This is a genomic window from Leucobacter sp. PH1c (assembly GCF_000633415.1).
Taxonomy (GTDB): Bacteria; Actinomycetota; Actinomycetes; order Actinomycetales; family Microbacteriaceae; genus Leucobacter.
Genome location: NZ_AYMV01000022.1, coordinates 50,742 through 74,660, shown reverse-complemented (window position 1 = coordinate 74,660; position 23,919 = coordinate 50,742). Strand labels below are relative to the sequence as shown.

Below are 23,919 nucleotides of genomic sequence, written 5' to 3'. Positions count from 1 at the left end.
GTGTACAGCGGACACTCGCGGTGCGGCGGAGCCCGTACCCAGCCCTCGAACGAACGGAACGGTGACGAAGCGATGAGTCTTGACCTCGGGAGCGGCGGAGCCACGGTCCTCGTCGCGATTCTCAGCATCTGGGGACTCGTCGCGCTCGTGCTCTTCATCTGGTACCTGTGGGCGCTGTCGAAGCTCTTCCCCTACCTCGGGCTCCCCGCCCGCGACGGCTGGATCCCGGTCTGGAACCAGTGGCGTCTGATCGGCCGAGCGGGTCTCCCCGGCTGGCTCGTGCTGCTCGGCTTCGTGCCGGGACTCGTGCTCGTCGTGGTGGTCGTGAGCATCATCGCCATCCACCGGCTGAACCGCGAGTTCGGGAAGGGCGCGGCCTACACCGTGCTCGGCGCGTTCCTCCCTCCGATCTGGGCGATGCTCCTCGCGAGCCACATCGGCGACGGCGCGTACGCGGGGGCTCGCGTGACTGACGGCGGCCCGGCCTTCCCGCCGCTCGCCCCCGCGGGCCCCAGCGCCCCCGCGGCAGCGCCCGTCGCGCCCGCAGCGACGCCGGTGGCGCCTGGTGCCGCGCCGGTCGCTCCGTCGGCCGCGCCCCTTCCCGGCGCTCCTGCTGTGCCCGGTACTCCCGCCGCGCCCGGTGCTTCCGCCGCGCCCGCGATGGGCGCCGGTGGCACTCCCGAACCGCCCGTCGAGCCCGCTCTCGAACCCGCTGCATGGCAGGGGCTCCCGCCCGTGTCCGAGCGTGCCTTCGCCGAGATGGCCGCCGAGCAGGACACCGAGCGGGTCGAGCCCCTGCGGCCCGCGCCCGTGGCGCCCGTCGCACCGCACTCGGCGGGTGCGGGGCCCGCGGCGGATCGTGCGCACGCGGTGCAGGATCCGCACGCGATGAACGACTGGGGTTTCAGCAGCACCACGATCGGCAACTTCGAGCGCCTCGCGGCGGAGGAGCTCGGGGAGCGCCCCGCCACGCCGCTCGGCGTGCGCGCGGCCCCCGAGCCGTTCGCCTGGCCGGCCCCTGCGGCCCCTGCGGCACCTGCGGCCCCGGCGGTTCCTGCGCCGGTCCCCGCAGCGGAACCCGAGGAGCTTGCGGCTCCCGCGGAGCCTGAGGCGCCCGCCGCGCCTGCTGCGCCCGCCGCGGCTGCTCCCGCCGGGCCCGAGGTGGCTGCTCCCGCCGCGCCCGCCGCGCCTGCTGCGCCTGCTGCGCCTGCTGCGCCTGCTGCGCCCGCTGCGCCCGCCGCCGAACCCGCTGCCGAGCGCTGGGGTCTCGTTCTCCCAGACGGCGACGTGCTCGAACTGCCGGGTGCGCACGTGATCGCGGGGCGGAAGCCCACGAGCAGCGAGGGCGCGGACACGCTGCTGCTTGCCGATCCGACCCGAACCGTCTCGAAGTCGCACGTGCGGCTCCGCCTCGCGGACGGGGAGTGGACGGTCGAGGATCTGAACTCCACGAACGGCCTCACGCTGGTGTCGAGCAACGGGCAGCGCGCCCAGCTGCCGCCCGGCCTTGCGTTCCCCGCGACCGAGCACATGGTGTTCGGCACCCTCGAGGTGCGCCTCCGCCGCCTCTAGCCCCCCCGGCCCGGCCGGGCCCCTGACTCCGCCACCCCCTCCGCCAGCCCCCACCCCAACGCCAAGATCGCATCGACTTTGATCCACTATCCGGGACGAATACCGGATCAAAGTCGATGCGATTTGGGAAGGGGAGGGGAGAGGGACGGGCCGGGGCGGGCCAGGAGAGGGAGGGGGAGAGGGGGACAGAGAGAAGAGTCGGGCGCGAGCCCCCTAGATCAGCCCGTCGGAGAGGTGGCTCGGCGTACCGAAGCGGTGCGCGGTGATCGAGACGGCCTGCTCGCGGAGGTGCGGCAGCAGCTCCACGCGCCCCGCCGAGACCACGGGTCCCGCGTAGACCGCGATGTCGGGGGATCCCGCCGTGGCCCGGGTGATCTCAGCCGCCTCAGCGGCGCGAGAGGCGCCCGCCACGAGTCGCACGCGCCCGCCCGCCGCGGGCCCTTCCTGCTGGGCCATCCGGCTGAGGCGCGCGGCCCACGCCGCCCCGTCCTCGCGGTGCACGCGCACGCCGGCCTGCACGAGCGCCGTCGCGACCGGCGCGGGCAGCTCCGCCGCCGAGCTCACGACGGGGAGTGCCGCCGGGGCAGCGTCGACGGCGAGTCCTGCCGCGATCGCGCGGATCGCCTCGTGGAGGGGTGCGTCCTCGGCGATCCGGATCGTCGCGCTGATCGGGTGGTAGCGCAGCAGGTTGCGCTCGACACCGAGCTGGGACGCGTCGCGCGCGATCCCGAACTCCTCGGCCCAGGCCGCGGCGTCGCTGCCGAGCGCCGCGCGCAGCCAGGCGAGCGGTTCGGCCGCGAGGCCCGAGCGCTCGGCCGCCGCGAGGAGCGGGGCCGCCGTGGGGCGGGGCGCGCGGCTCGATACCTCGACCGGTGCGTCCTCCCACGAGCCGAGACCGTGCAGGTAGTTCGGGCCGCCGGCCTTCGTGCCCGCGCCGATCGCCGATTTCTTCCAGCCGCCGAACGACTGCCGGCGCACGATCGCGCCCGTGATCCCGCGGTTGACGTAGAGGTTCCCCGCCTCGACGCGGGCGAGCCAGGTGGCGAGCTCGTCGCGGTCGAGTGAGTGCAGCCCGCTCGTGAGGCCGTAGTCGATGTCGTTCACGAGATCGATCGCCTCGTCGAGCGTCGCCGCGGTCATGATGCCGAGGATCGGGCCGAAGTACTCGGTCAGGTGGTACTCGGAGCCGCGGCGCACCCCGTCGCGCACCCCCGGGCTCCAAAGCTTCGCGGCGCCCGTCGCGTCGGTCGCGAGGGGGCTCGGGCTCGTGAGCGGCCGCGGCTCGATGAGCCACCGCTCGCCCTCGCCGAGCGTCGTGAGCCCGCGGAGCAGCTTGCCCTCGGGCGGGGCGATGATCGGCCCCATCTGCGTGCCGAGGTGCTCCGGCGTGCCCACGCGGAGCGAGCGCACGGCGTCGAGCAGCTGGCCGCGGAAGCGCTCGGACGTGGCGACCGAGCCGACCAGGATCACGAGGGAGGCGGCCGAGCACTTCTGCCCGGCGTGCCCGAAGGCCGACTGGGCGACGTCGCGCGCGGCGAGATCGAGATCCGCGTTCGGCGTCACGATGATGGCGTTCTTGCCGCTCGTCTCGGCGAGGATCGGCAGATCCGGGCGGAGCTCGCGGAAGCGCACCGCGGTCTCGTAGGCGCCCGTGAGAATGAGCCGGTCGACGCGGGGATCCGCGACGAGGCGGGAGCCGAGCTCACGATCCGCGAACTGCACGAGCTGCAGCACCTCGCGCGGCACACCCGCCTCCCACAGCGCCTCGACCATGACGGCGCCCGAGCGGGCGGCGCTGCTCGCCGGCTTGATGATGACGGCGGATCCCGCGGCGAGGGCAGCGAGGACGCCGCCTGCGGGGATGGCGACGGGGAAGTTCCACGGCGGGATCACAGCGGTGAGCGCGACGGGGCGGTACACGGCGCCGTCGACCTGCTCGAGCAGCTGGCCGAGCATGGCGTAGTAGTTCGCGAAGTCGATCGCCTCGGAGACCTCGGGGTCGCCCTGGTCGAGGGTCTTGCCGCACTCCGAGCCCATCACCTCGAGCAGCTCCGCGCGCCGGGCCTCGAGCCGCTCGCCCGCGCGGAACAGGATGCGCGCGCGCTCGTCGGCGCTGAGCGCCTGCCAGGACGCCGCTGCGGCGATGCCCTGCTCGATCCGCGCGTCGAGCGCCGCGGCATCGGGGACGACGGCCGCGGCGACGGCTTCGGTGCCGAGACGCGACTCCGGCATGCGATCCGCGATCCCGAGCCCCCAGACCCGGTTGCCCGGGAGATCCGGATCGGTGTCCGGCACGTTGGCGAACTCGCCCCGCCGCCCGGCCTCGACGCGCGCCTCCACGCGCGCTTCGACACCCGCTGGATCGGCGTCCCGGCGGTCCTGGCGCCGGTTGGGCGGCGGCACCGCCAGCCCCGCGTCCGTGCCGTCGCCCGTGATCGCGTCGAGCGCGTTGAGGGAAGCGAGGAAGCGGTCCCGCTCGCGCTCGAAGAGCGGCCGGCTCTCGCCGAGCTCGAAGACGGCGGACATGAAGTTCTCCTGGCTGGCGCCCTCCTCGAGACGGCGGATCAGATAGGCGATCGCGACGTCGAACTCCTCGGGGTGCACGACCGGCGTGTAGAGCAGGAGCGAGCCGACCTCGCGCTTCACTGCCTCGGCCTGGCCCGTCGCCATGCCGAGGAGCATCTCGAACTCGATCCCGGACTCGGCGCCGCGCGCCTTCGCGAGCAGCCAGGCGAGCGCCACGTCGAAGAGGTTGTGCCCCGCGACGCCGATGCGCACGTTGCGCACGCGATCCGGGTGCAGCGCGTAGTCGATCACGGCCTTGTAACTCGTGTCGGAGGCCTGCTTCGAATCCCAGGTCGCGGCCGGCCAGCCGTGGATCGCGGCGTCGACGAGCTCCATGGGGAGGTTCGCGCCCTTCACGATGCGCACCTTGATGGGCGCGCCCCCGCGGGCGACGCGGCCCGCCGACCACTGCTGGAGGCGGATCATGGCGCCGAGCGCGTCCGGGAGGTAGGCCTGGAGCACGATGCCCGCCTCCAGCGTGAGGAACTCCGGGCGGTCGAGGATGCTCGTGAACACCGCGAGGGTGAGGTCGAGGTCCTTGTACTCCTCCATGTCGAGGTTGATGAACTTCTGCGGCGACGCCGCGGCCGCGCGGGTGAAGAGCGGCACGAGCTGCTCCTCGATGTGGCCGACGGCCTCGTCGAACGCCCAGTGGTTGTGCGGGGCCACGGTCGAGGAGACCTTGATCGAGACGTAGTCGACGTCGGGCCGGTCGAGCAGGCGGTGCGTGCCCGCGAGGCGCCGCTCGGCCTCGTGCTCGCCGAGGATGGCCTCGCCGAGCAGGTTGATGTTCAGGCGGACGTCGTCCTGCCGGATCTTCGCGATCGCCCGGCCGAGCTTCTGATCGCTCGCGTCGATGATGAGGTGGCTCACCATCTGCCGCAGCACGCGGCGGGCGATGGGCACGACGACGCCCGGGAGCGGACCGGCGAAGGCGCCGCCGAGTCCGATCGCACCGCGGAGGGGCGCGGCCAGGAACTTCGGGGTGATGGGCGTGAGCTCCTGGAGCTTCTTCGCCGCGGCGCGCAGATCCTCCGGGCGCACGACGCCGTCGACGAAGCCGACCGTGAAGTCGAGGCCGTTCGGGTCGCGGAGCACTCCGGCGAGCCGCGCGGCGGAGGGGTCGGCGGGAATCTCCGCGGCCTCCCGGATCCAGCGCTCGACGAGCGCGATGGCCTCGGCGGCGAGGTCCTGGGGGCGAGTGGGGGCGTGCACGGTCACAGCGGGCCTTTCGTGGGGGTCGATCGGGCGGAGCTCGGCGGCGAGCGCCCGTAGTGCCAGTGTGGATCCCGGCAAGCGTGAAGTACAGCGATTGTTTCGATGGAATATCATGAAGAAAAACTGTCGCTTTGTGCCCGGAGGGAGTCGACGCCGTGCTCGACATGAAACGCCTGCGCCTCCTGTGGGAGCTCCACGCCCGCGGCACCATCGCCGCCGTGGCCGCCGCACTGAACTACAGCCCCTCCGCCGTGTCCCAGCAGCTGGCCCTGCTGGAGCGCGAGGCCGGGGTCGATCTCCTCCGCAAGAGCGGGCGCACCCTCGAGCTCACGCCAGCGGGAGCCGCGCTCGCCGCAGAGGCGGAGACGCTGCTCGCGGGCCTCGAACGCGCCGAATCGGCGCTGCACCGCGCACGCGACGAGGTCTCCGGAACCGTGCGGGTCGCGGCGTTCCAGACCGCGATGCTCGCCGTGATGCCCGAAGCGCTCCGTGCGCTCCGCGAGCGGCACCCCGCCCTGCGCGTCGAGGTGGTGCAGGTCGAGCCGGGCGCCGCGCTCCACGAGACCTGGGCGCGCGGCTTCGACCTCGTCGTCGCCGAGCAGTACCCCGGCCACTCGGCGCCGCACTTCCAGGGACTCGACCGGGAGCCGCTCACCCGGGATCCCATCCGGCTGGGGCTCCCGCCCCTCGGAGCGGGGGATCCGCGCTTCGACCGCGTCGCCGGTTTCGCCGACCTCGCCGAGCTTCCCTGGGTGATGGAGCCACACGGCGCGGCCACCCGCCACTGGGCGGAGCAGGCCTGCCGCCTCGCGGGCTTCGAACCCGACGTGCGCTACGAGACCGCGGACCTCCAGGCGCACCTCCGGCTCATCGCCTCGGGGAACGCCGTCGCCCTGCTCCCCGGGCTCGTCGGCGCGCGGAGCCCCGTGCGCCTGCTCGACCTGCCCGACCGCCCGCACCGCACGGTGTTCACGGCGGCCCGCGCGGCGAGCGGCGACCACCCGGCGCTCGCCGCGGTGCGCGCGGCGCTCGCCGCCGTCGCCGCGGAGCTGAGCTTCGCCTAGCCCGATCGAGATCCGCTGCAGACACTCAGCTTTCCGAGCGTAGGGTGGGGCTGTCGGAACGGCCCGGTGCTCCACCGGGGAAGGGCACGGTATGAAGGTCATCAGCTACAACCTGCGGAAGAACCGCGCGGTCCGCGAGATTTCAGCGCTGGCCGAGGACCACGAGGTCGACGTGCTCTGCCTGCAGGAGGCTGAGGCCGTGGCGCTGCCCTCCGAGCTCGGCGAACTGCGCCTCGTCCACGCGACCGAGCGCAACCGGCTCGGCCTCGCGATGTACGTGCGCGGCGACCGCTTCGAGACGCGCTCCGCGCACACCTTCCAGCTGAAGAAGTCGCTGCACGACCGGCTCCTCGCCCCCGCGCACGAGCGTCTGCTGGGCGCGCGCCTCCACGACCGCGAGACGGAGCGCGACCTCGTGGTCGCCTCGTTCCACGCGGCACCGCTCACGGCGCTGAACTCGCTCCGTCGCCACCAGATCCACGCCGCGCTCGGCGAACTCCGCGCGCTCGGCCCGGGACTGCCCGCACTCATGGTGGGGGACTACAACTACCCCGTGTTCAAGGGGCGGCTCGACACCGAGATGCGGGATCACGGCTACGAGCTCAGCCTGAGCGACAAGCGCACCTACACGCGCTACAAGATGTTCCGCGGGCACTTCGACTTCGCGACCTCGTCGGGCCTCGACATCGCGAGCGTGTCGACGCTCGGCCGGGGGCTCTCCGATCACCTGCCGATCCTCGTCGCGGCGGAGCTGCGCGCCGAGCTCCGCAGCGGGCTGGAATCCGCGCTCGTCTGAGAATCGGGCCCGGGTGAGCCCGCGCTAGCCGAGCCGGACCGCGGAGCGCAGCCCGGCCGCGGCCAGGAACGCGGGGATCTCCGCGACCCCGGCGAGCACCGCCGTCGCCTCCGCGGGGAAGTCGGTGCGCTCGAGCTTGCCCGTGAGCACGCCGATCGAGTGCGCGGCGCCCGAGTGCGCACCCGCCTGCACGTCGACGGCCGTGTCGCCCGCAACGATGACGGTGCGCACGTCGAGGGTGCCCGTGCGCTCCATCGCCCGCTGGATCATGTAGGGCGCGGGACGCCCTGCGAGCACCTCGTCGCCGCACACGAGCGCGTCGACGACGACGGCGTCGGCGGTGCCCGCCGGCAGCACGGGCGCAGCCGGAGCGCTCACGGCCTCGGCCTGCGGGGCGATCGTCCAGCGGAGACGGCTGAGGATCGACGCCGCCACGTCGCGCGAGAACCCGGTGGTGAGCGCCACGCGGATCCCCGAGGCCCGCAGCTCGGCGATTGCCTCGGGCACCCCGGCGAGCGCGGTGGGCGGCGCCGCCGCGTAGCGCTCGGCGAGGATCTCCTGGAAGCGGGCGAAGGCGCGATCCACCACGCCGGGCGCGGTGGGGTCGCCACCGCCGAGCTCCATGAGCGCCGTGATGGCCGCGCGCTTCTCGGTGCCCATCCAGGTCTGGAGGTCCGCCGGGGCGACGGTCGCGCCGGTCTCGGTCACGGCGGCTTCGAGCGCGCGGTAGACCTCGCCGCCGTCGTCGATCGTCGTGCCGGCCATGTCGAATACTGCGAGGGTGATCATTCGGAACTCCTGAAACGTGGGGTGGGGAAAGCTACTGCGCGGGCGCCGCTGCGGGCGCGGGTGCTGCCGCGGGCGCCGCTGCCGTCGCGGGCGCCGATACGGGGGCAGCCGGCTCGCCGAGCGGCGCCGCAGTGACGGCCTGCCGCGTGAGCGGGATCCGGTGCTCGGCGCTGTTCTCAACGGCGAAGTTCGTCATCGAGGGGAGATAGCGGTCGTCCGCCGTCTCGATGATCGCGCCGAATTCGTTGGTGGCGACGCGGCGCACGCGCAGCAGCGGGCAGCCGGGGGCGACGCCGAGCTGCTCGACCTCGAGCGGGTGCGCCGCGATCGCGTCGATCACGTGGCGGGCCCGAACGGGCACGACGCCCGCGGCCGCGAGCGCCTGGTAGATCGAGCCGCCGTCGAGGTCGGCCGAGAGCAGGTGCCGGCCGATCTCATAGGGGTAGAGCGAGCGCTCGAGCATGGCGGGCTTCCCGTCGAGCGAGCGCACGCGGATGATCTCCACGATGGGGGCGTCCGGCGCGATTCGCAGCTCGGTCGCGATCCGCTCCGTCGCGGGCCGGCGGCTCGCCTCGATGACCCGCTGCCCGGGCACGTAGCCGAGATCGCGCGCCCACTCGGTGAACGACATGAACGTGTCGAACGACTGTACGGGAGCCGTGCGCTGCACGCGCGGCGGCGTCCCTCGGCCGCCCACGATCATGCCCTCGGCGCGGAGCGCGGCGAGCGCCTGCCGCACGGGGCCGCGCGAAGTGCCGAACTCCGCGATCAGCGACTTCTCGCTCGGCACCTTGTCGCCCTGCTGCCAGGCGCCGGTGCGGATGCGACGGATCATCTCCTCGTACAGCTGCACGTGGAGGGGAGCGGAGGTTGTCATGCGGGCCAGCCTACAAGTTGTCATGACTAGCTGAGCGGTTCGCGGGTGACCGCCGCATGAACGCTCGGTGACGATCTCGGGGTGACGGCGCGATCACGGTGAACGCTCGGCGAACACCGGCGCCGGAAGTTGTGTTGACTACTTTCGGCGGTTCAGGATCGAGGCATGACATCGCAGACCCCCGCCCCCCGCATCGCCATCGTCGGTGCGGGCATCATCGGCCTCGCCCACGCCGTCGCTGCGCTCGACGCCGGCTTCCGCGTCACCGTGCTGGAGCAGGACGCCGCAGCCGTGACGGCAAGCGTGCGCAACTTCGGCCACGTGGGCGCCTCGGTGCAGTTCGGCGAGCTCGGCGAGCTCGCGGCCGCGAGCCTGCCGATCTGGCTGAGCCTCGCCGAGCGTGCCGGCGTCACCGCCCGCCGCTCCGGAACCCTTGCGGTGGCGCGATCCGCGGCCGAGGCCGCTGTGCTCGAGGAGGTCGCCGCCGAGCGTGCGCCCGAGGGGGCGCGGCTGCTGCCGGGCGCCGAGGCCGCCGCCGCGCTCGCTCTCGAAGCGGGTAGCCGCGCCGCCGCGGCGGTGCGGGCCGGCCTGCTGTTCCCCGCCGACGTGACTGCCGATCCGCGCACCGCGGTGGCCCGCATCGCCGCCTGGGTCGGTGCGCACGAGCGGGGCGAGGTGCGCTTCTCGACGACGGTCCATGCTGTCCATACCGGTCGCGTCGAGACGAACCGCGGCACTGTCGAGGCCGATCACATCATCGTCGCGACCGGGCACCTCCTCGGCCGGCTCTTCCCGGAAGTCGCGGCCGCCGCGGGCGTGCGCGAGTGCGCGCTCCAGATGGCCCGCGTGCGCCCGCCCCACGCCATGGGGCTCGGCCCGGCCGTGCTCACGGGCACGTCGATGCTGCGCTACGGCCGCTTCGCCGGGCCCGCGGCCGACGCCCTCCGCGCGGAGCTGTTCGCGGCCCGCCCCGAGTTCGCGGAGATCGCGGCGAACGTGATGTTCACGCAGCAGGCCGACGGCACGCTGCTCGTGGGTGACACGCATGCCGCCCATGACGCGGCGCCCCCGTTCCTCGACGAGCGCTGGTCCCGGATCCTGCTCGACGAGGTGGCCGCGCTGCTCGGAGCCCCGGAGCTCGAGGTGCTCGAGCGCTGGCAGGGCCTCTACGCGACGAGCGAGCTCGGCGACATCTGCCGGGCCGCCCCCGCGCCCGGCGTCTCGATCGTCACCCTGACCACGGGCGTCGGTATGACGGTCGGCCTCGGCCTCGGCGCCCGCACCATCGCCGCGCTCGTGCAGGGCGTCGAGCCCGCGACGCACTGACCTGCTGCGCACCGACCCGCGGCGCTCCCGCATCACTTTCCGCATCACTTCCCCGCACCCCGACCCACCCCGAACACCCGACGCTGGACCCACACAAGGAGAATCGTGAAGAAGAACGCTGCCCTCGCTGCCACCGCGCTGGCCGCCCTCACCCTCGGCCTCGCGGCCTGCGCGCCCGCAGGCGCGGAGAACGCGGCCGCCTCGGCGAGCTGCCCCGACGGCAAGATCCGCTTCGGGATCCTGCCGTACGAGGACCCTGAGCGCCTCGAGCCCGCCTACCAGGTGCTTGCGAAGGCCCTGTCCGAGAAGCTCGACTGCGAGGTCGAGGTCTCGATCACGGAGGACTACGCGGCCGAGGTGCTCGCCATGGAGAACGACCAGCTCGAGATCGCGCAGTTCGGCCCGCTCGGCTTCGTGTTCGCGAACGAGCGCGCGCAGGCCGAACCGCTCGCCTCCTTCGGCGACGCCGAAGGCAACCCGACGACCTACACGGGCGGCATCTGGGTGCCGAAGGACTCGAAGATCCAGTCCATCGAGGACCTCCCCGGGCACACGCTCGCGCTCGGCAGCCCCGGCTCGACCTCGGGCGACGCGCTCCCCATGTCGGCCATCACCGACGCCGGCATCGCCGACGAGGTCACCGCGGACTACGCGGGCGGACACCCCGAGGCGCTGCTGGCGCTCGTGAACGGCACCGTCGACGCCGCGCAGATCAACTCGCAGACGCTCGCGACGGCGACGGCCGAGGGAACCTTCGACACCAGCAAGTTCCGTCAGATCTGGGAGTCGGATCCGATCCCGAACGACCCGATCACCGTGCGCGGCAACCTGCCACAGGAGTTCAAGGACGCCGTCTCGGACGCGCTCCTCAGCCTCGACGCGGAGGACGTCGCCGAGGTCTCGGGCTTCCTCGGGGTCGACCCCGCGGGGCCGCTGATCCCCGCCACCACGAAGGACTACCAGCCGCTCTTCGACCTCGCGAAGACCATGGGCCTCACCGAGGCGGACGTCTGATGAGCGCCGTCACCGCACGCAGGGATCCCGCCGCCGGGGGCGCGCTCGCGCACTCCTCGGCCGCGGGAACGGCCGCGGCCGAGGAACGGGAGGTGCTGCTCGATGTGCGGGCCATCTCCAAGAGCTTCGGGGATCGCGTCGTGCTGCAGGACATGAGCATGCGCGTGCACGCGGGCGAAATGGTCGCCTTCCTCGGGGCCAACGGCTCCGGCAAGTCGACCACCCTGCGTGCGGTGAACGGCCTGATCGAGGCGGACTCGGGCGACATCACGATCGCCGGGGTCCGTCTCGCCGAGGCGAGCGCGCAGCGCCGGGCCGAGGCACGGCGCACCGCCGCGACGGTGTTCCAGAAGATCCACCTCGTCCAGCGTCGGACCGTGCTCCAGAACGTCTGCGCGGGCGGCTTCGCCCGCCTCCCGGGCTGGCGCTCGATCCCGCCGCTCTTCGGCCGGGAGCTGAAGGAGGAGGCGATGGCCTGCCTCGACCGCGTCGGCCTCGCCGACCGCGCGCACGACCGCGCGGGCAGTCTCTCCGGCGGGCAGCAGCAGCGTGTCGCGATCGCCCGAGCCCTCTGCCAGCGGCCCCGTATGATCCTGGCCGACGAGCCGGTCTCCGCGCTCGATCCCAAGGCCGCCGACGACGTGATGCAGCTGCTGCACGACCTCGCGGTGAACGAGGGTCTCGGCGTCGCTGCCGTGCTCCACCAGCCGCACCTCGCCCGCGCCTACGCGGACCGGGTGATCGGGCTCCGCGGCGGCGCGCTCGTCTTCGACGCGCCGACCGCCGACATCGACGACGCCCAGCTGGCGTCCCTCTACCTGTGAGCCCCGAGGAGCCACTCATGACCGACACCCTCACCCGCGCCGCTGGCGCCGGCGCTTCCGGCGGCGCGGCCCCGCGCGCGCTCGGTGTGCCCCGCGACCCCCGCGTGCCCTACCGCGCCGGCTCGTGGTCCGTGATCATCGTCGTGCTCGTGCTGCTGCACCTGCTCGCGTTCCAGGCGACCGACTTCCGCCCCGAGAAGCTCGTCACGGGCGCGCAGGGCATGGCGAACTTCCTCGCCGAGGCCATCCCGCCGGATCTCAGCCCCGACGTCGTGCGGGCGGGCCTCGCCGGCGCGCTCACGACGCTCTGGGTCGGCCTGCTCGGCACGACGGTCTCGGTGCCGCTCGCGCTGCTCCTCGCCGTGCTCGGTGCGCGCACGACCTCCCCGAACGCGTTCGTCTACCAGGTGGCCCGCGGGATCCTGTCGTTCTTCCGCGCCGTTCCCGACATTGTCTTCGCGCTCATCTTCGTCACCGCCGTGGGGCTCGGGCCCTTCGCCGGCGTGCTCGCGCTCATCGCGCACAACACGGGCGTCATGGGGAAGCTCTGGTCCGAGGCGATGGAGGACATCGATCCCGGCCCCGAGCAGGCGCTTCGGACGGCCGGGGCGAGCCGCTGGCAGGTGGTCGCGAACGCGACGATCCCGAGCGTGCTCCCGCAGCTCACGGGGCTCCTGCTCTACCGCTTCGATGTGAACGTGCGCTCGTCGCTCGTGCTCGGGCTCGTGGGCGCCGGGGGCATCGGACTGCTCATCAATAAGTCGATCAAGACGTTCCAGTTCGACGAGATGATGACCTACCTGATCATCATCCTCGTGGTGATCGTGCTCGTCGATCTCGCCTCGGCCTGGATCCGGAAGCGGCTCCAGTAGCGGCGGCGCGCACCGCTCACGCGGCGGGGGAGTCCTCGGGCCCCTCGCCGCGCGTGCAGCGTCCGGAGGGGGTGTCCCGCGCGACGCTGTGGTCCGCGGAGGCGTTGAAGCGGTGGAGCCCGGCACGGAGCTCCTCGAGCTCCTCCGCGCTCCAGTCGCCGAAGCGCTCGTGGTAGGCATCGGCCCACTTCACGCGGATCGCGTCGATCAGTTCCTGCGCCCGCGCGCTCCCCGTGAGGAGCACCACGCGACGATCCTCGGGTGCGGGCTCCGCCTCGATGAGGCCGAGCTCGCGCAGCTTCGAGATCTGCCGGCTCACCACGGCCTTGTCCATGTCGAGCATCTGGCTGATCCCGGTGACCGTGAGCGGCCCCTTGCGCAGGATGAGCTGGAGCACGATGAGGCCCACGCCCCGGAGATCCGGGTGCACATCCTCGGCGTAGCGGGCCCAGCGGCTCCGCGCGAATGCGATCACCTCGGAGAACTCCGCGATGATCTCGGCGATCGTGTCGCCGTTCGCGGCGTCGGCGCTGCCGCCCGCCTGCCCCGCGGGGGCGACGGACGGCAGCGTGCGATCCTCCATGGTCACGACCTTAGCGTCCGGCGCTCTCGGCGCCCGAACCGGCGGGGCGGCCGTGGCGCGTCGGGAGCGGGATCGGGCCCGTCGCATCGGCGACGACGACCGCGTCAGCGGCCCTGGCCTGATCCGCGCCCGCCTCGTCACCGTCGGCGCGCAGCTCCGCGATCTTCTCGGCGTTGCTCTTCGAGCTCAGCGGGATGTTCGGCAGGAGCACGATCGCGATGAGGGCGATGAGCGCGATCGGGGCGGCGGCGAAGAAGATGTTGCCGATCCCGTGCCCGTACGCCGACTCGACCACGAGGCGCACGGGGAGCGGCAGCTCCGACACCTTCGGCAGCACGCCGCTCGCGAGCGACTCCGCGCCGGCGAGATCCTGCGGGCTCAGCTTCGCGAGACCGTCGGTGATGTAGCTCGTCACCTGGTGGGCGAGCATCGCGCCCATCGCCGACATGCCTGCGGTGCCTCCGATCGTGCGGAAGAACGTGACGGCGGAGCTCGCGACGCCCATCTGGGTGGGGGCGACGGTGTTCTGCACGACGAGCACCAGGTTCTGCATCGTCATGCCGACGCCCGCGCCCATGACGAACATGGAGACGCCCACGTACCAGTAGGAGGTGTCGTAGCGGAGCTGGCCCATCATGATGAGCCCGGCGAACAGGGCGATCCCGCCCGCGACCATGTAGCGCTTCCACTTGCCCGTGCGGGTGATGATCTGACCCACGATCGTGGAGGAGATGAGCACGCCGCCCATCATCGGCAGGGTGAGGAGGCTCGCCTCGATGACCGATCGGCCGCGCGCGAGCTGCATGTACTGGCCGAGGAAGACGGCCGTGCCGAACATCGCGAGGCCCACCGCGACGCTCGCGATCACCGAGAGGGTGAAGGTGCGGTTCGCGAACAGGGTGAGGGGGATGAGCGGCTCATCGACGCGGAGCTCGACGACCACGGCGAGGATGAGCATGAGCAGCCCGCCGCCGACCATCGCGAGGGTCTGCCACGACCACCAGTCGAAGCTGGAGCCGCCGAGGGTCACCCAGATGAGCAGCGCCGAGAACCCGGCCGAGATGAGTGCGGCGCCGAGGTAGTCGATCGTGATCTTGCGCTTGATCGTCTGGAGGTGCAGCGTGCGCTGCAGCATGATGATGGCAACGATCGCGATGGGGGCGGCCACGTAGAAGTTCCAGCGCCAGCCGATCGTGTCGGTGATGAGGCCGCCGAGCAGCGGGCCGCCGACCGTGGCGACGGCCATGATCGCGCCCATGATGCCCATGTACTTGCCGCGCTCGAGCGGGCTCACGATCTCGGCGAGCACGATCTGGCCGAGCACGCCGAGGCCGCCGGCGCCGAGGCCCTGCAGTACGCGGAACGCGATGAGCCAGGAGGGCTCCTGCGCCGTGCCCGCGAGGGCCGAGCCGAGGGTGAAGACGATGAGGGCGACCTGGAGGAGCACCTTCTTGCTCGTGAGGTCGGCGAGCTTGCCCCAGATCGGGGTCGAGATCGCGCTGGCGAGCATGGTCGCGGTCACGACCCAGGTGAACGCGGCCTGCGTGCCGCCGATGTCGGCGATGATGATCGGCATCGACGTGCCGACGACGTTCATGGCGAGCATCGAGACGAACATGCTGAGGAAGAGGCCGGTGAGGGCCAGGCGCTTCGCGCGGCCCGAGAGGATGACGCCCCCCGGGGCTTCGGTGTGTACTGCGGTCATTCGGGTGCGGGATCCTTCGCGACGTGAGTGGGGCGCAGCGGCGGCGGTCGAACCTCGAGGGGACCGTCGACGGCGCAAGTTGTTGACGATGGTCAACTATAGGGGATTTGTTGACCGTCGTCAACTACCTGCCGGGCTCGTCGTACGGCAGAATGGAGACATGGGACTTGAGACCGGCAGCATCCGCATCGGCGTCATCGGCGGCGGGCAGCTCGCCCGCATGATGGTGCCACCCGCGATCCACCTGGGCCTGCGCATCAGCGTGCTCGCCGAGACCGAGGGATCGAGCGCCGAGCGCGCGGCCGACGCGGTCGGAGACTACCGGGACCCCGAGACGGTGTACGCGTTCGCCGAGGGCGTCGACGTGATCACCTTCGATCACGAGCACGTGCCGCAGGAGATCCTCGAGGAGCTCGAGCACCGCGGCGTCGCGGTGCACCCGCGCCCCGGCGCGCTGCAGTTCGCCCAGGACAAGATCCTGATGCGCGAGAAGCTCGGCGAGCTCGGCGTGCCCGTGCCCGCCTGGGCCGCCGTCTCCGACGCGGCCGAGCTGCAGGAATTCATCGCAGCGCACGGCGGCCGCGCCGTCGTGAAGACCGCCCGCGGCGGCTACGACGGCAAGGGCGTGCGCGTCGTGTCCGACGCCGCCGAGGTGCGCGACTGGTTCACCGCCCTCGACGAGGACGGCAACGGCGGTCGCCTGCTCGTCGAGGAGCTCGTCGACTTCACCCGCGAGCTCTCGCAGCTCGTGGCGCGTCGGCCGAGCGGGGAGACCCGCACCTGGCCCGTCGTCGAGACCATCCAGCGCGACGGCGTCTGCGCCGAGGTGCTCGCCCCGGCCCCCGTCGCCGATCCGGCCACCCTCGACGAGGCCGCGCGCATCGGCGCCGCCGTCGCCGAGGGTGTGGCCGTGACCGGCGTGCTCGCCGTCGAGATGTTCGAGACGCGCGACGGCCGGGTGCTCGTGAACGAGCTGGCCATGCGCCCGCACAACTCGGGCCACTTCTCGATCGAGGGCTCCGTGACGAGCCAGTTCGAGCAGCACCTGCGCGCCGTGGCCGATCTGCCCCTCGGGGACACCCGTATGACGGCGCCCGCCGCCGTGATGGTGAACGTGCTCGGCGGCCCGGCTGAGGGCCCCATGCCCGTGCGCTACGCCGCCGCGCTCGCCGCGCACCCCGCCGCGAAGATCCACAGCTACGACAAGCAGCCCCGGCCCGGGCGCAAGGTGGGCCACGTGACCGTGACGGGCGACGACATGGCCGCCGTGCGCGCCGCGGCGCAGGCCGCCGCCGCAGCCTTCGAGTGAACCGGGACGCCTGAGCGCGGGCGATACGATGGGGGCATGGCACAGAGCGCAGCGCCCCTCGTCGGCGTCATCATGGGATCCGACTCCGACTTCTCCGTGATGGGCGACGCCGTGCAGGTGCTGCGCGACTTCGGCATCCCGCACGAGGTCGAGGTCGTGAGCGCGCACCGCACGCCCGACAAGATGGTCGACTACGCGCGCGGCGCTGCCGAGCGCGGCATCCGCGTCATCATCGCGGGCGCGGGCGGCGCCGCCCACCTGCCCGGCATGGTCGCCTCGATGACCACGCTCCCCGTGATCGGCGTGCCCGTGCCGCTCGCGCTCCTCGACGGCATGGACTCGCTCCTGTCCATCGTGCAGATGCCGGGCGGGATCCCGGTCGCGACGGTCTCGATCGGCGGCGCCAAGAACGCCGGGATCCTGGCCGCGCGCATCCTCGGCGCGAGCGATCCGCAGCTGTCGGAGCGGCTGGCGGAGTACGCGCAGAGCCTCACCGACATGGTCGAGCTGAAGAACGCCGCCCTGCGCGCGCGCGTCGAGGCGGACGCCGAGGCGGACTCCGCCGAGTAGCGCTCGCGCGAACTACAGGTTCGCGTGCGTCTCCCAGAGCTGCCAGGCCGCACCGTTCCAGCTGAAGCCGCGCCCGCGATCGCTCGCGAGCACGGCAAGCTTGGCGATCTCCTCGGGATCCCGGATCAGGCGGCTGCACTCGGCTGCGAACGCCTCGGCGGTCTCCGCCGAGACCCCGGCATCGAGCACGAGCTCCGCTGTCGCCGGGTGGCCCGCGTGGAGCACGGGCACGGAAGCGCAGAGTGCGGCGATCGTGAGGTAGCCCGTTCCGGCGAATGACTGCGGGGCGAGCAGCACGTCGGCCCCGGCGATGATCGCGCCGATGTCGGCGAGCTCGCGGGCCTGCACGGAGAACACCCGGTCGCGCAGCTCCTCGGGGATCGGCTGCGCGCTCGCCTCGGTGCCGGCCTTCTCGCGGCTCGGCGGCGCGGGATCGACGCCCTCGAGGATCACGAGCACGCCGAGCTCGGGGTCCGCGAGCATCGCGTCGAGCAGCCACTCCAGGCGCCCGTGCTCGCCGGCCGCCGCGGTCGTGACCGCGTAGCGAGGCGGCAGCCCGAGCGCCGAGCGCCGCTCGGCCGCGTCGGTGCCCGCGAGGAACTCGCGCGGGGGTGCGAGCTGGAGCACCTGCACCGGCAGATCGCTGCCGTAGTTCTCCTGCAGCACCCGCGCCGTGGCGTGGGTGGGGGTGAGGATCACGTCCGCGTGACGCACGGCGCGGCGGGTGAACGCGCGGTAGAGCCGGGCCTGCGCGTTGCCGAGCAGGGAGGGGTCCTCCCACGCGAGGCTGTGCGTGATCGTCACCGACGTCTGCGAGCCGTCGTCTTCGCCGCGCGAGCGGAGCGGCACGAGCGGGGTGAGCGCGTGCACGAACTCGCCGTCGAGGGGGCGCGCGGTCGCGCCGTTCTGCCAGGCGAAGGGGAGCATGCCGGCCCGCATGGGGAGCTGCTCGGTGCGGATGCGCGGCGAGCTGAACTGCGGGTTCGCCGCGCCGCGCGAGACGAGGTAGCGCGCGCTGCAGCTGCGCGGCGCCGTCTCGGCGATCGCGAGCGCGAGGTCGCGCGCGGCCGCGGCCTGCGCCTCGGCCTCCCAGTCGGGGAACGGATCCGCGATGAGGGTCAGTGTTGCCACTCCCGAACCCCTTCCTGCCCTGTCTCAGGTGACATAAATCTGATGTTCACATTCTACGGAGTGCATTCACGGGAAACCCCTCTGACAAGGGGCCGCCGCGCGCGAGCGAGACCGAATCGCAACACTCCTTCCCTGGCGACCATTCGGTCGGCGTTCGGATCTGTTCGAGAATCGGGAGTTTCTCCGCTTCGGCGCGTGCTGCCGGGAAGCACTCGGGCGGGCGAAGTACGCTACCCCCATGCGTGTTTTGCTGACAGGTGGCGCCGGATACATCGGCTCGCACACCGCCCTGGTCCTCATCGAGCGCGGCCACGAGGTCGTCGTGCTCGACGACTTCTCCAACAGCAGCGCCGAGGCGGTGCGCAGGGTCGAGGAGCTCACGGGAACCGCGATCCCCGTGATCGAGGCGGATCTCGCCGACCGCGCCGCGGCGAACGCCGCCCTCACGGGGGTCGAGTTCGACGCGGTGATCCACTTCGCCGGGCTCAAAGCGGTGGGCGAGTCGGTCGCCGAGCCGACGCGCTACTACCGCGTGAACATCGACTCGACGCTCACGCTCCTCGATCTGATGCGCGAGCGCGGGGTCGAGAACCTCGTGTTCAGCTCCTCGGCCACGGTCTACGGCGACCCCGAGACCTCGCCCATCGACGAGACGCAGCGCGCGGGCGTCGGGCTCACGAACCCGTACGGCTGGTCGAAGTTCATGAACGAGCAGATCATCCGCGACGCGCAGCACGCCTGGCCCGAGCTCAGCGCGGTGCTGCTCCGCTACTTCAACCCCGTCGGCGCGCACCCCTCCGGCCGCATCGGTGAGGACCCGGCGGGGATCCCGAACAACCTCATGCCCTTCATCGCGCAGGTGGCGGTCGGCACGCGCGAGCGGCTGAGCGTCTTCGGCGACCGCTACGAGACCGCCGATGGCACGGGCGTGCGCGACTACATCCACGTGATGGACCTCGCCGAGGGGCACGTCGCCGCGCTCGAGCAGGCGGCCGCCGGCGTGCGCACCTACAACCTCGGTTCGGGAACGGGGTCGAGCGTGCTCGAGGTCGTGCGTGCCTTCGAGGAGGCCTCGGGCCGCCCGGTGCCCTACACGATCGCGCCGCCCCGCGCGGGGGACGTCGCCGAGGTCGTCGCGGATCCCGCGCTCGCGAACGCTGAGCTCTCCTGGCGCACGACCCGTACGCTCGCCGAGGCCTGCCGCGACTCGTGGGCCTGGCAGTCCGCGAACCCGGGCGGATACCCCGCATGACGCTCGACCTCGAGCGGCCGCTGCGACACCCCGACCTCGAGTCAGCGCCGCTCATGACGAAGCGGGCGCGCTGGCTCGTGGTGGTCGGGTTCCTGTTCCCCGGGAGCGCGCAGCTGCTCGCGGGGAGCCGAAAGCTCGGCCGCCTCGGGGCGATCGCCACCTCGCTCCTCATCCTGGGGGGCCTCGCCGCAGTCGGCGGACTGCTGTTCGCGCGCGTCGCGACGCTCTCCTTCTTCGCGAACAGCGCGGTGCTGCTCGTGCTCCAGATTCTGCTCGTGATCTACGCCGTGCTCTGGCTCGTACTCGGCTTCGACACGCTGCGCCTCACCCGCCTCGTCCGCGTCCACCGCGGCTGGCGAGTGCCGATCGCGATCCTCTCGGTGCTGCTCACGATCGTGCCCTCCGCAGGTGCCGCATGGGCCGCGACAACGATCAACGCGGGGCGCGAGCTCCTGAGCGGCCTCTTCAGCGGTGCGCCCGCGGTCGAGCCGATCGACGGACGCTACAACATCCTCCTGCTCGGCACCGACGCCGGCGCCGACCGCGAGGGGCTCCGCCCCGACAGCATCTCGCTCGTGAGCGTCGACGCGAAGACCGGCCAGTCGGCCATCATCGGCATCCCGCGCGAGCTCTCCGGCGTGCCGTTCCCCGAGGACTCCCCGATGGCGGAGCTGCACCCGAACGGCTTCGGTGTCGGCCCGAACGTCTACGGTGACTGGGGCGGCTGCGAAGTGGGCCGCTGCATCCTCAACGGGCTCTACGCCGAGGTCGAGCTGTTCCAGCCGGAGCTCTACCCGAACGCCACCGAGGCGGGCTCCTCGCCCGGCATCGAGGCGACGAAGGACGCGGTCACCGCCACCACGGGGCTCCAAGTGCAGTTTTACGTGCTGCTCAACATGGACGCCTTCGAGAGCATCATCGACGCGCTCGGCGGGGTGACGATCGACGTCCAGGAGCGCCTGCCGATCGGCGGCGACCAGTACGGCAACGGCGTGGAGGGCTACATCGAGCCCGGCCTCCAGAAGATGGACGGCTTCACGGCGCAGTGGTACGCCCGATCCCGCTACGGCTCGGACCGGGGCGACTACGACCGCATGGAGCGCCAGCGCGAGCTGCAAGCCGCGATCCTCGCCCAGATGAATCCGAGCAACGTGCTCATGAACTTCCAGCAGATCGCCGCGGCGGGCACCCAGCTCGTCGAGACCGACATCCCGGAGTCGATGCTGGGCAGATTCCTCGACCTCGCGACGAAGGCCAGCGGGTACTCCCCGCTGAACGTCGAGCTCGTGCCGCCGGAGGTCGATCCCGACTACCCGGACTACGACGTGATCCGGCAGCTCGTTGCGGCGGGCGTGGCGCAGGCCTCGCCGCCGCCCGAGGGGCAGTAGGGCCCGGCGCTGCGGGCGGTGTCGGAGGCGCCGTCTAGACTGTCCGAGGCCCAACATGAGTCGAAAGGGGTGTGCACGCATGCGCGTCACCGCCGTTCTGGTTGCCTACAACCGGCGGGATCTGCTGCGGGAGTCCCTCGCGGCCCTCGCGGCGCAGAGCCGTCCCGTCGACCGTCTGGTCGTCGTCGACAACGCCTCGGATGATGATTCCGCCGCGGTCGCCGCCGAGATGCTCGAGCACTGGGGCGAGCGCGGTCGCCTCATCCGGCTGACCGAGAACACGGGCGGCGCCGGTGGCTTCGCGACCGGTATCGCGGCGGCCGTCGCCGAGGAGTGCATCGACTGGGTGTGGGTCATGGACGATGACACCGTCCCGGGGCCGGACGCGCTCGCCGGCGCGCTCGCGGCGCACCAGCGCTACCGCGAGTCCGGCCAGGACGACCTCGCCGTGATGGGTTCGCGCGTCGTCTGGACGGACGGCGAGGACCACCCGATGAACACGCCGAAGGCGAAGATCCGGGCGGACGCGACCGAGCGCGCGCGTGCCGCGGCCGCCGGCGGTATGGAGATCCGCTCGATCTCCTTCGTCTCGGCATTCCTGCGCGCGGATCGCGTGCGGGATCTCGGGCTCCCCATCGCCGACTACTTCCTCTGGAACGACGACTTCGAGTACTCCGCGCGTCTCCTCCGCGGGGCGCGGGGCCTCTACGTGCCCGCCTCGGTCGTGACGCACAAGACCGCGAAGCGCGGCTCGAGCGACCAGGACCCGGGCCCGCGCTTCTTCTTCGAGGTGCGCAACAAGCTCTGGGTGTTCCGCACGAGCCGGGCTCTCTTCGGGTGGGAGACCGCGCTCTACGCAGCCGCGACGGCCCGCCGCTGGTTCCGCACGTTCCGGGCCTCCTCGGATCGCGCCCAGCTCCGCGACTGCCTGCGGCGCGGCTGGCGCGACGGCTGGCGAACGGCGCCACGGTCCACGCGCGAGGTGCTGCGCGGCGCCGGGGTCCCCGTCGACGTGATGGTCGCGGTCGAGCAGCTCTCGAAGCTCGAGGAGCGTGAGCGTTCGCGCGCAAGCGCTGAGTAGTGCCGCTGAGGGGTTACACTCAGAAGTCTCTGTAAAGACATAGGGAGACTTCATGCGCAAGCTGCTCGGCGTCCTGCTCACCGCGGGCCTCGTCCTCGGGCTCTCGGCGAGCCCCGCCCTCGCGGAGGAGGGCACGGGCGACGCGTGGATTCCGGCCGGGATCGCGGGCGATGTGGGCACAGGCGCGCTCGATCCGGCCGAGCCCGGATTCGGCGAGACGGCCGAGCCGGCGGATCCCGGTGCTCCGACCGAGCCCGGTGCTCCCACCGCGCCCGCGCCGGGGGAGTCCGATCCGGGGGATCCTGAGCCCCGTGAGCCCGGGCCGGGCGAGCCCGGTGACCCGGTCGATCCCATTCCCGCGCCGGAGCAGCTCCCCGCCGTGACCGGCACGGCTCAGGTGGGGCAGACCGTCCAGGGCACGCCGGGCCTCTGGCTCGCGCCGGACCTCGAGTTCGCGCTGCAGTGGCAGCTCGACGGCGCAGACGTTCCCGGCGCGACCGGGGAGCGCTTCCTGCTGCCGGGCGAGGCCTCGGGGAAGACCCTGCGCCTCGCTGTGACGGCCTCCCGCGCGGGCGCCGAGCCAGTCACGGCGTACTCGGCGGGGCTGCGCGTCAGCCCCGGGACGCTCCAGCCGGGCGCGCTCAGCCTCACGGGCACCGCGAGCGTGGGGCAGCAGCTCAGCGTCGCCGCGCGGGCCTCCGTGCCGAGCGGGGCTCGCGTGCAGATCCAGTGGAAGCGCAACGGAGCCGCCATCGCCGGGGCGACGGGCGTGAACTACACGCTCACGGCGAAGGACCTCGGCGCGACAATCTCCGCGACGGTCACGTCTTCGCTGCCGGGCTACACGACGGCGGCGCTCACCGCGCGCGCGGCGAAGCCCGTCGCCGCAGGCGCGCTCACGGCCCCCGCCCCGAAGATCTCCGGCTCGGCCGTCGTGGGCACGACGCTCACGAGCTCGGTGAGCGGGTGGAAGCCCGGCGGTGTCGCACTGAAGTACCAGTGGAAGCGCAACGGGGCGGCGATCGCGAAGGCCACGGGCTCGCGCTACACGCTCACCTCGGCGGACGCCGGGAAGAAGATCACCCTCAGCGTCACGGGCGCGCTCACCGGCTACACGAGCCGCACGGTCACCTCGACGGCGACCGCGACGGTGCTCCGCCCCCTCACGGCGGCCCCGACCCCCACGATCTCCGGCACGTCGAAGGTCGGTGCGAAGCTCACCGCCGCGCCCGGCGCGTGGAAACCCGCCCCCGTCGCGCTGAGCTATCAGTGGCTGCGGAACGGCGCCGCGATCTCGGGCGCGACGAAGTCGAGCTACACGCTCACGAAGGCCGACGGCGGGGCCAAGATCTCCGTCCGCGTCACGGGGAAGAAGTCCGGCTACGTGACGACCGCGAAGACCTCTGGCACGCGCAGCATCCCGAAGGTGCTCGGCGCGGCGAAGCCGAAGATCTCGGGCTCCGCGCTCGCCGGCTCGAAGCTGACGGTGAACCGCGGCACCTGGACGAGCGGCACCAAGCTCAGCACCCAGTGGCTGCGCAACGGCGCCGTGATCCGCGGCGCCACCGGCACGAGCTACACGCTCGGCGGCGCCGACATCGGGAAGCGGATCACCGTGCGCGTCGTGGGAACGAAGAGCGGCTACTCGACCGCGACGCAGACCTCGGCGGCGACGGCCGCGGTGAAGGCCCCCGCGCGCTACAACCCCGGCGGCTCCTGGAACTGCCCGGCGTGGGCGCCGATCAAGGGCAACCAGAACGGGAAGGAATGGATCTACCACGTGCCGGGCGGCGCCTACTACTCCCGCACCAAGCCGGAGGCGTGCTTCTCCTCCGCCTCGGCCGCGGTCGCCGCGGGGTACCGGGCGTCGAAGCGCTGAGCGGCCCGGGAGTCCGGCGCCCGGTGTCGGGCGTTCGGCTCCCAGCGCTCGGCGCCGTGCTCCCGGCGCGCAGCTCCGGCGCCCGGCGCCCGGCGCCGGGATAG

General features: G+C 72.5%; 19 protein-coding genes. 13 read left to right on the top strand and 6 right to left on the bottom strand.

Going from position 1 to position 23,919, the window contains the following annotated elements:
* The first annotated feature begins 72 nt into the window (after positions 1 to 72).
* Entirely contained in the window at positions 73 to 1,572 is a 1,500-nt protein-coding gene (locus U874_RS15895; protein ID WP_025134070.1) for a DUF5684 domain-containing protein, read from the top strand.
* 213 nt (positions 1,573 to 1,785) lie between these two features.
* Here U874_RS15895 and U874_RS0108270 read toward each other — a convergent pair whose 3' ends face one another.
* Positions 1,786 to 5,358, bottom strand: a complete 3,573-nt coding sequence (locus U874_RS0108270) for a proline dehydrogenase family protein (RefSeq protein ID WP_025134069.1) — start codon at positions 5,356 to 5,358, stop codon at positions 1,786 to 1,788.
* Positions 5,359 to 5,510: 152 nt separating this feature from the next.
* Here U874_RS0108270 and U874_RS0108265 point away from each other — a divergent pair, with 152 nt between their 5' ends.
* Positions 5,511 to 6,419: a LysR family transcriptional regulator gene (locus U874_RS0108265; RefSeq protein ID WP_025134068.1), complete on the top strand. Its 909-nt coding sequence runs from the start codon at positions 5,511 to 5,513 to the stop codon at positions 6,417 to 6,419.
* A gap of 91 nt (positions 6,420 to 6,510) precedes the next feature.
* On the top strand, positions 6,511 to 7,215 hold the full coding sequence (locus U874_RS0108260) for an endonuclease/exonuclease/phosphatase family protein (protein WP_025134067.1): 705 nt from the start codon (positions 6,511 to 6,513) through the stop codon (positions 7,213 to 7,215).
* 24 nt (positions 7,216 to 7,239) lie between these two features.
* Here the strand turns inward: U874_RS0108260 and U874_RS0108255 are convergent, their stop codons facing one another.
* Together U874_RS0108255 and U874_RS0108250 are read right to left on the bottom strand one after the other, a co-directional pair.
* Positions 7,240 to 8,004: an HAD family hydrolase gene (locus U874_RS0108255; protein WP_025134066.1), complete on the bottom strand. Its 765-nt coding sequence runs from the start codon at positions 8,002 to 8,004 to the stop codon at positions 7,240 to 7,242.
* A 31-nt stretch (positions 8,005 to 8,035) separates the two neighbouring features.
* Positions 8,036 to 8,881, bottom strand: a complete 846-nt coding sequence (locus tag U874_RS0108250) for a GntR family transcriptional regulator (RefSeq protein ID WP_025134065.1) — start codon at positions 8,879 to 8,881, stop codon at positions 8,036 to 8,038.
* 165 nt (positions 8,882 to 9,046) lie between these two features.
* Here U874_RS0108250 and U874_RS0108245 point away from each other — a divergent pair, with 165 nt between their 5' ends.
* From U874_RS0108245 to phnE, 4 genes are all read left to right on the top strand, one after another.
* Entirely contained in the window at positions 9,047 to 10,207 is a 1,161-nt protein-coding gene (locus U874_RS0108245; protein WP_025134064.1) for a TIGR03364 family FAD-dependent oxidoreductase, read from the top strand.
* 105 nt (positions 10,208 to 10,312) lie between these two features.
* Positions 10,313 to 11,221 (top strand): phosphate/phosphite/phosphonate ABC transporter substrate-binding protein, encoded by a 909-nt coding sequence (locus tag U874_RS0108240; RefSeq protein ID WP_025134063.1) that lies wholly within the window; start codon positions 10,313 to 10,315, stop codon positions 11,219 to 11,221.
* Complete coding sequence (locus U874_RS0108235; protein WP_232755888.1) at positions 11,221 to 12,045, top strand: phosphonate ABC transporter ATP-binding protein; 825 nt, start codon at positions 11,221 to 11,223, stop codon at positions 12,043 to 12,045. Before U874_RS0108240 ends, U874_RS0108235 begins: the two co-directional genes overlap by 1 nt.
* A 17-nt stretch (positions 12,046 to 12,062) precedes the next feature.
* Positions 12,063 to 12,917 carry a phosphonate ABC transporter, permease protein PhnE gene (phnE, locus tag U874_RS0108230; protein WP_025134061.1) on the top strand — a complete coding sequence of 285 codons (855 nt, stop codon included), beginning with the start codon at positions 12,063 to 12,065 and terminating at the stop codon, positions 12,915 to 12,917.
* Positions 12,918 to 12,933: 16 nt separating this feature from the next.
* On the opposite strand, the gene U874_RS0108225 is transcribed toward phnE, so the two are convergent.
* Both U874_RS0108225 and U874_RS0108220 read right to left on the bottom strand, forming a co-directional pair.
* A complete protein-coding gene (locus U874_RS0108225; RefSeq protein ID WP_029988013.1) occupies positions 12,934 to 13,500 on the bottom strand; it encodes a MarR family winged helix-turn-helix transcriptional regulator in 567 nt (188 codons plus the stop codon).
* Positions 13,501 to 13,510: 10 nt separating this feature from the next.
* The gene (locus tag U874_RS0108220) at positions 13,511 to 15,205 is read right to left on the bottom strand and encodes a DHA2 family efflux MFS transporter permease subunit (protein WP_081809948.1); all 1,695 of its coding nucleotides are present in this window, start codon (positions 15,203 to 15,205) and stop codon (positions 13,511 to 13,513) included.
* A 160-nt stretch (positions 15,206 to 15,365) separates the two neighbouring features.
* Between U874_RS0108220 and U874_RS0108215 the strand changes: the two genes are divergently transcribed.
* Both U874_RS0108215 and purE read left to right on the top strand, forming a co-directional pair.
* Positions 15,366 to 16,514: a 5-(carboxyamino)imidazole ribonucleotide synthase gene (locus tag U874_RS0108215; protein ID WP_025134060.1), complete on the top strand. Its 1,149-nt coding sequence runs from the start codon at positions 15,366 to 15,368 to the stop codon at positions 16,512 to 16,514.
* Between the two features lie 36 nt (positions 16,515 to 16,550).
* Entirely contained in the window at positions 16,551 to 17,084 is a 534-nt protein-coding gene (gene purE / locus U874_RS0108210) for a 5-(carboxyamino)imidazole ribonucleotide mutase (RefSeq protein WP_025134059.1), read from the top strand.
* Between the two features lie 12 nt (positions 17,085 to 17,096).
* Here purE and U874_RS0108205 read toward each other — a convergent pair whose 3' ends face one another.
* On the bottom strand, positions 17,097 to 18,215 hold the full coding sequence (locus U874_RS0108205; RefSeq protein WP_025134058.1) for a mannosyltransferase: 1,119 nt from the start codon (positions 18,213 to 18,215) through the stop codon (positions 17,097 to 17,099).
* Positions 18,216 to 18,453: 238 nt separating this feature from the next.
* Here U874_RS0108205 and galE point away from each other — a divergent pair, with 238 nt between their 5' ends.
* From galE to U874_RS14790, 4 genes are all read left to right on the top strand, one after another.
* Positions 18,454 to 19,467, top strand: coding sequence for a UDP-glucose 4-epimerase GalE (gene galE / locus U874_RS0108200; RefSeq protein WP_025134057.1), 1,014 nt, complete (start codon positions 18,454 to 18,456; stop codon positions 19,465 to 19,467).
* Positions 19,464 to 20,855: an LCP family protein gene (locus U874_RS0108195; RefSeq protein ID WP_025134056.1), complete on the top strand. Its 1,392-nt coding sequence runs from the start codon at positions 19,464 to 19,466 to the stop codon at positions 20,853 to 20,855. The genes galE and U874_RS0108195 overlap by 4 nt, the downstream gene beginning before the upstream one ends.
* A 79-nt stretch (positions 20,856 to 20,934) precedes the next feature.
* A complete protein-coding gene (locus tag U874_RS0108190) occupies positions 20,935 to 21,936 on the top strand; it encodes a glycosyltransferase (RefSeq protein WP_025134055.1) in 1,002 nt (333 codons plus the stop codon).
* Positions 21,937 to 21,988: 52 nt separating this feature from the next.
* Entirely contained in the window at positions 21,989 to 23,815 is a 1,827-nt protein-coding gene (locus U874_RS14790) for a hypothetical protein (protein ID WP_025134054.1), read from the top strand.
* Positions 23,816 to 23,919 lie beyond the last annotated feature (104 nt).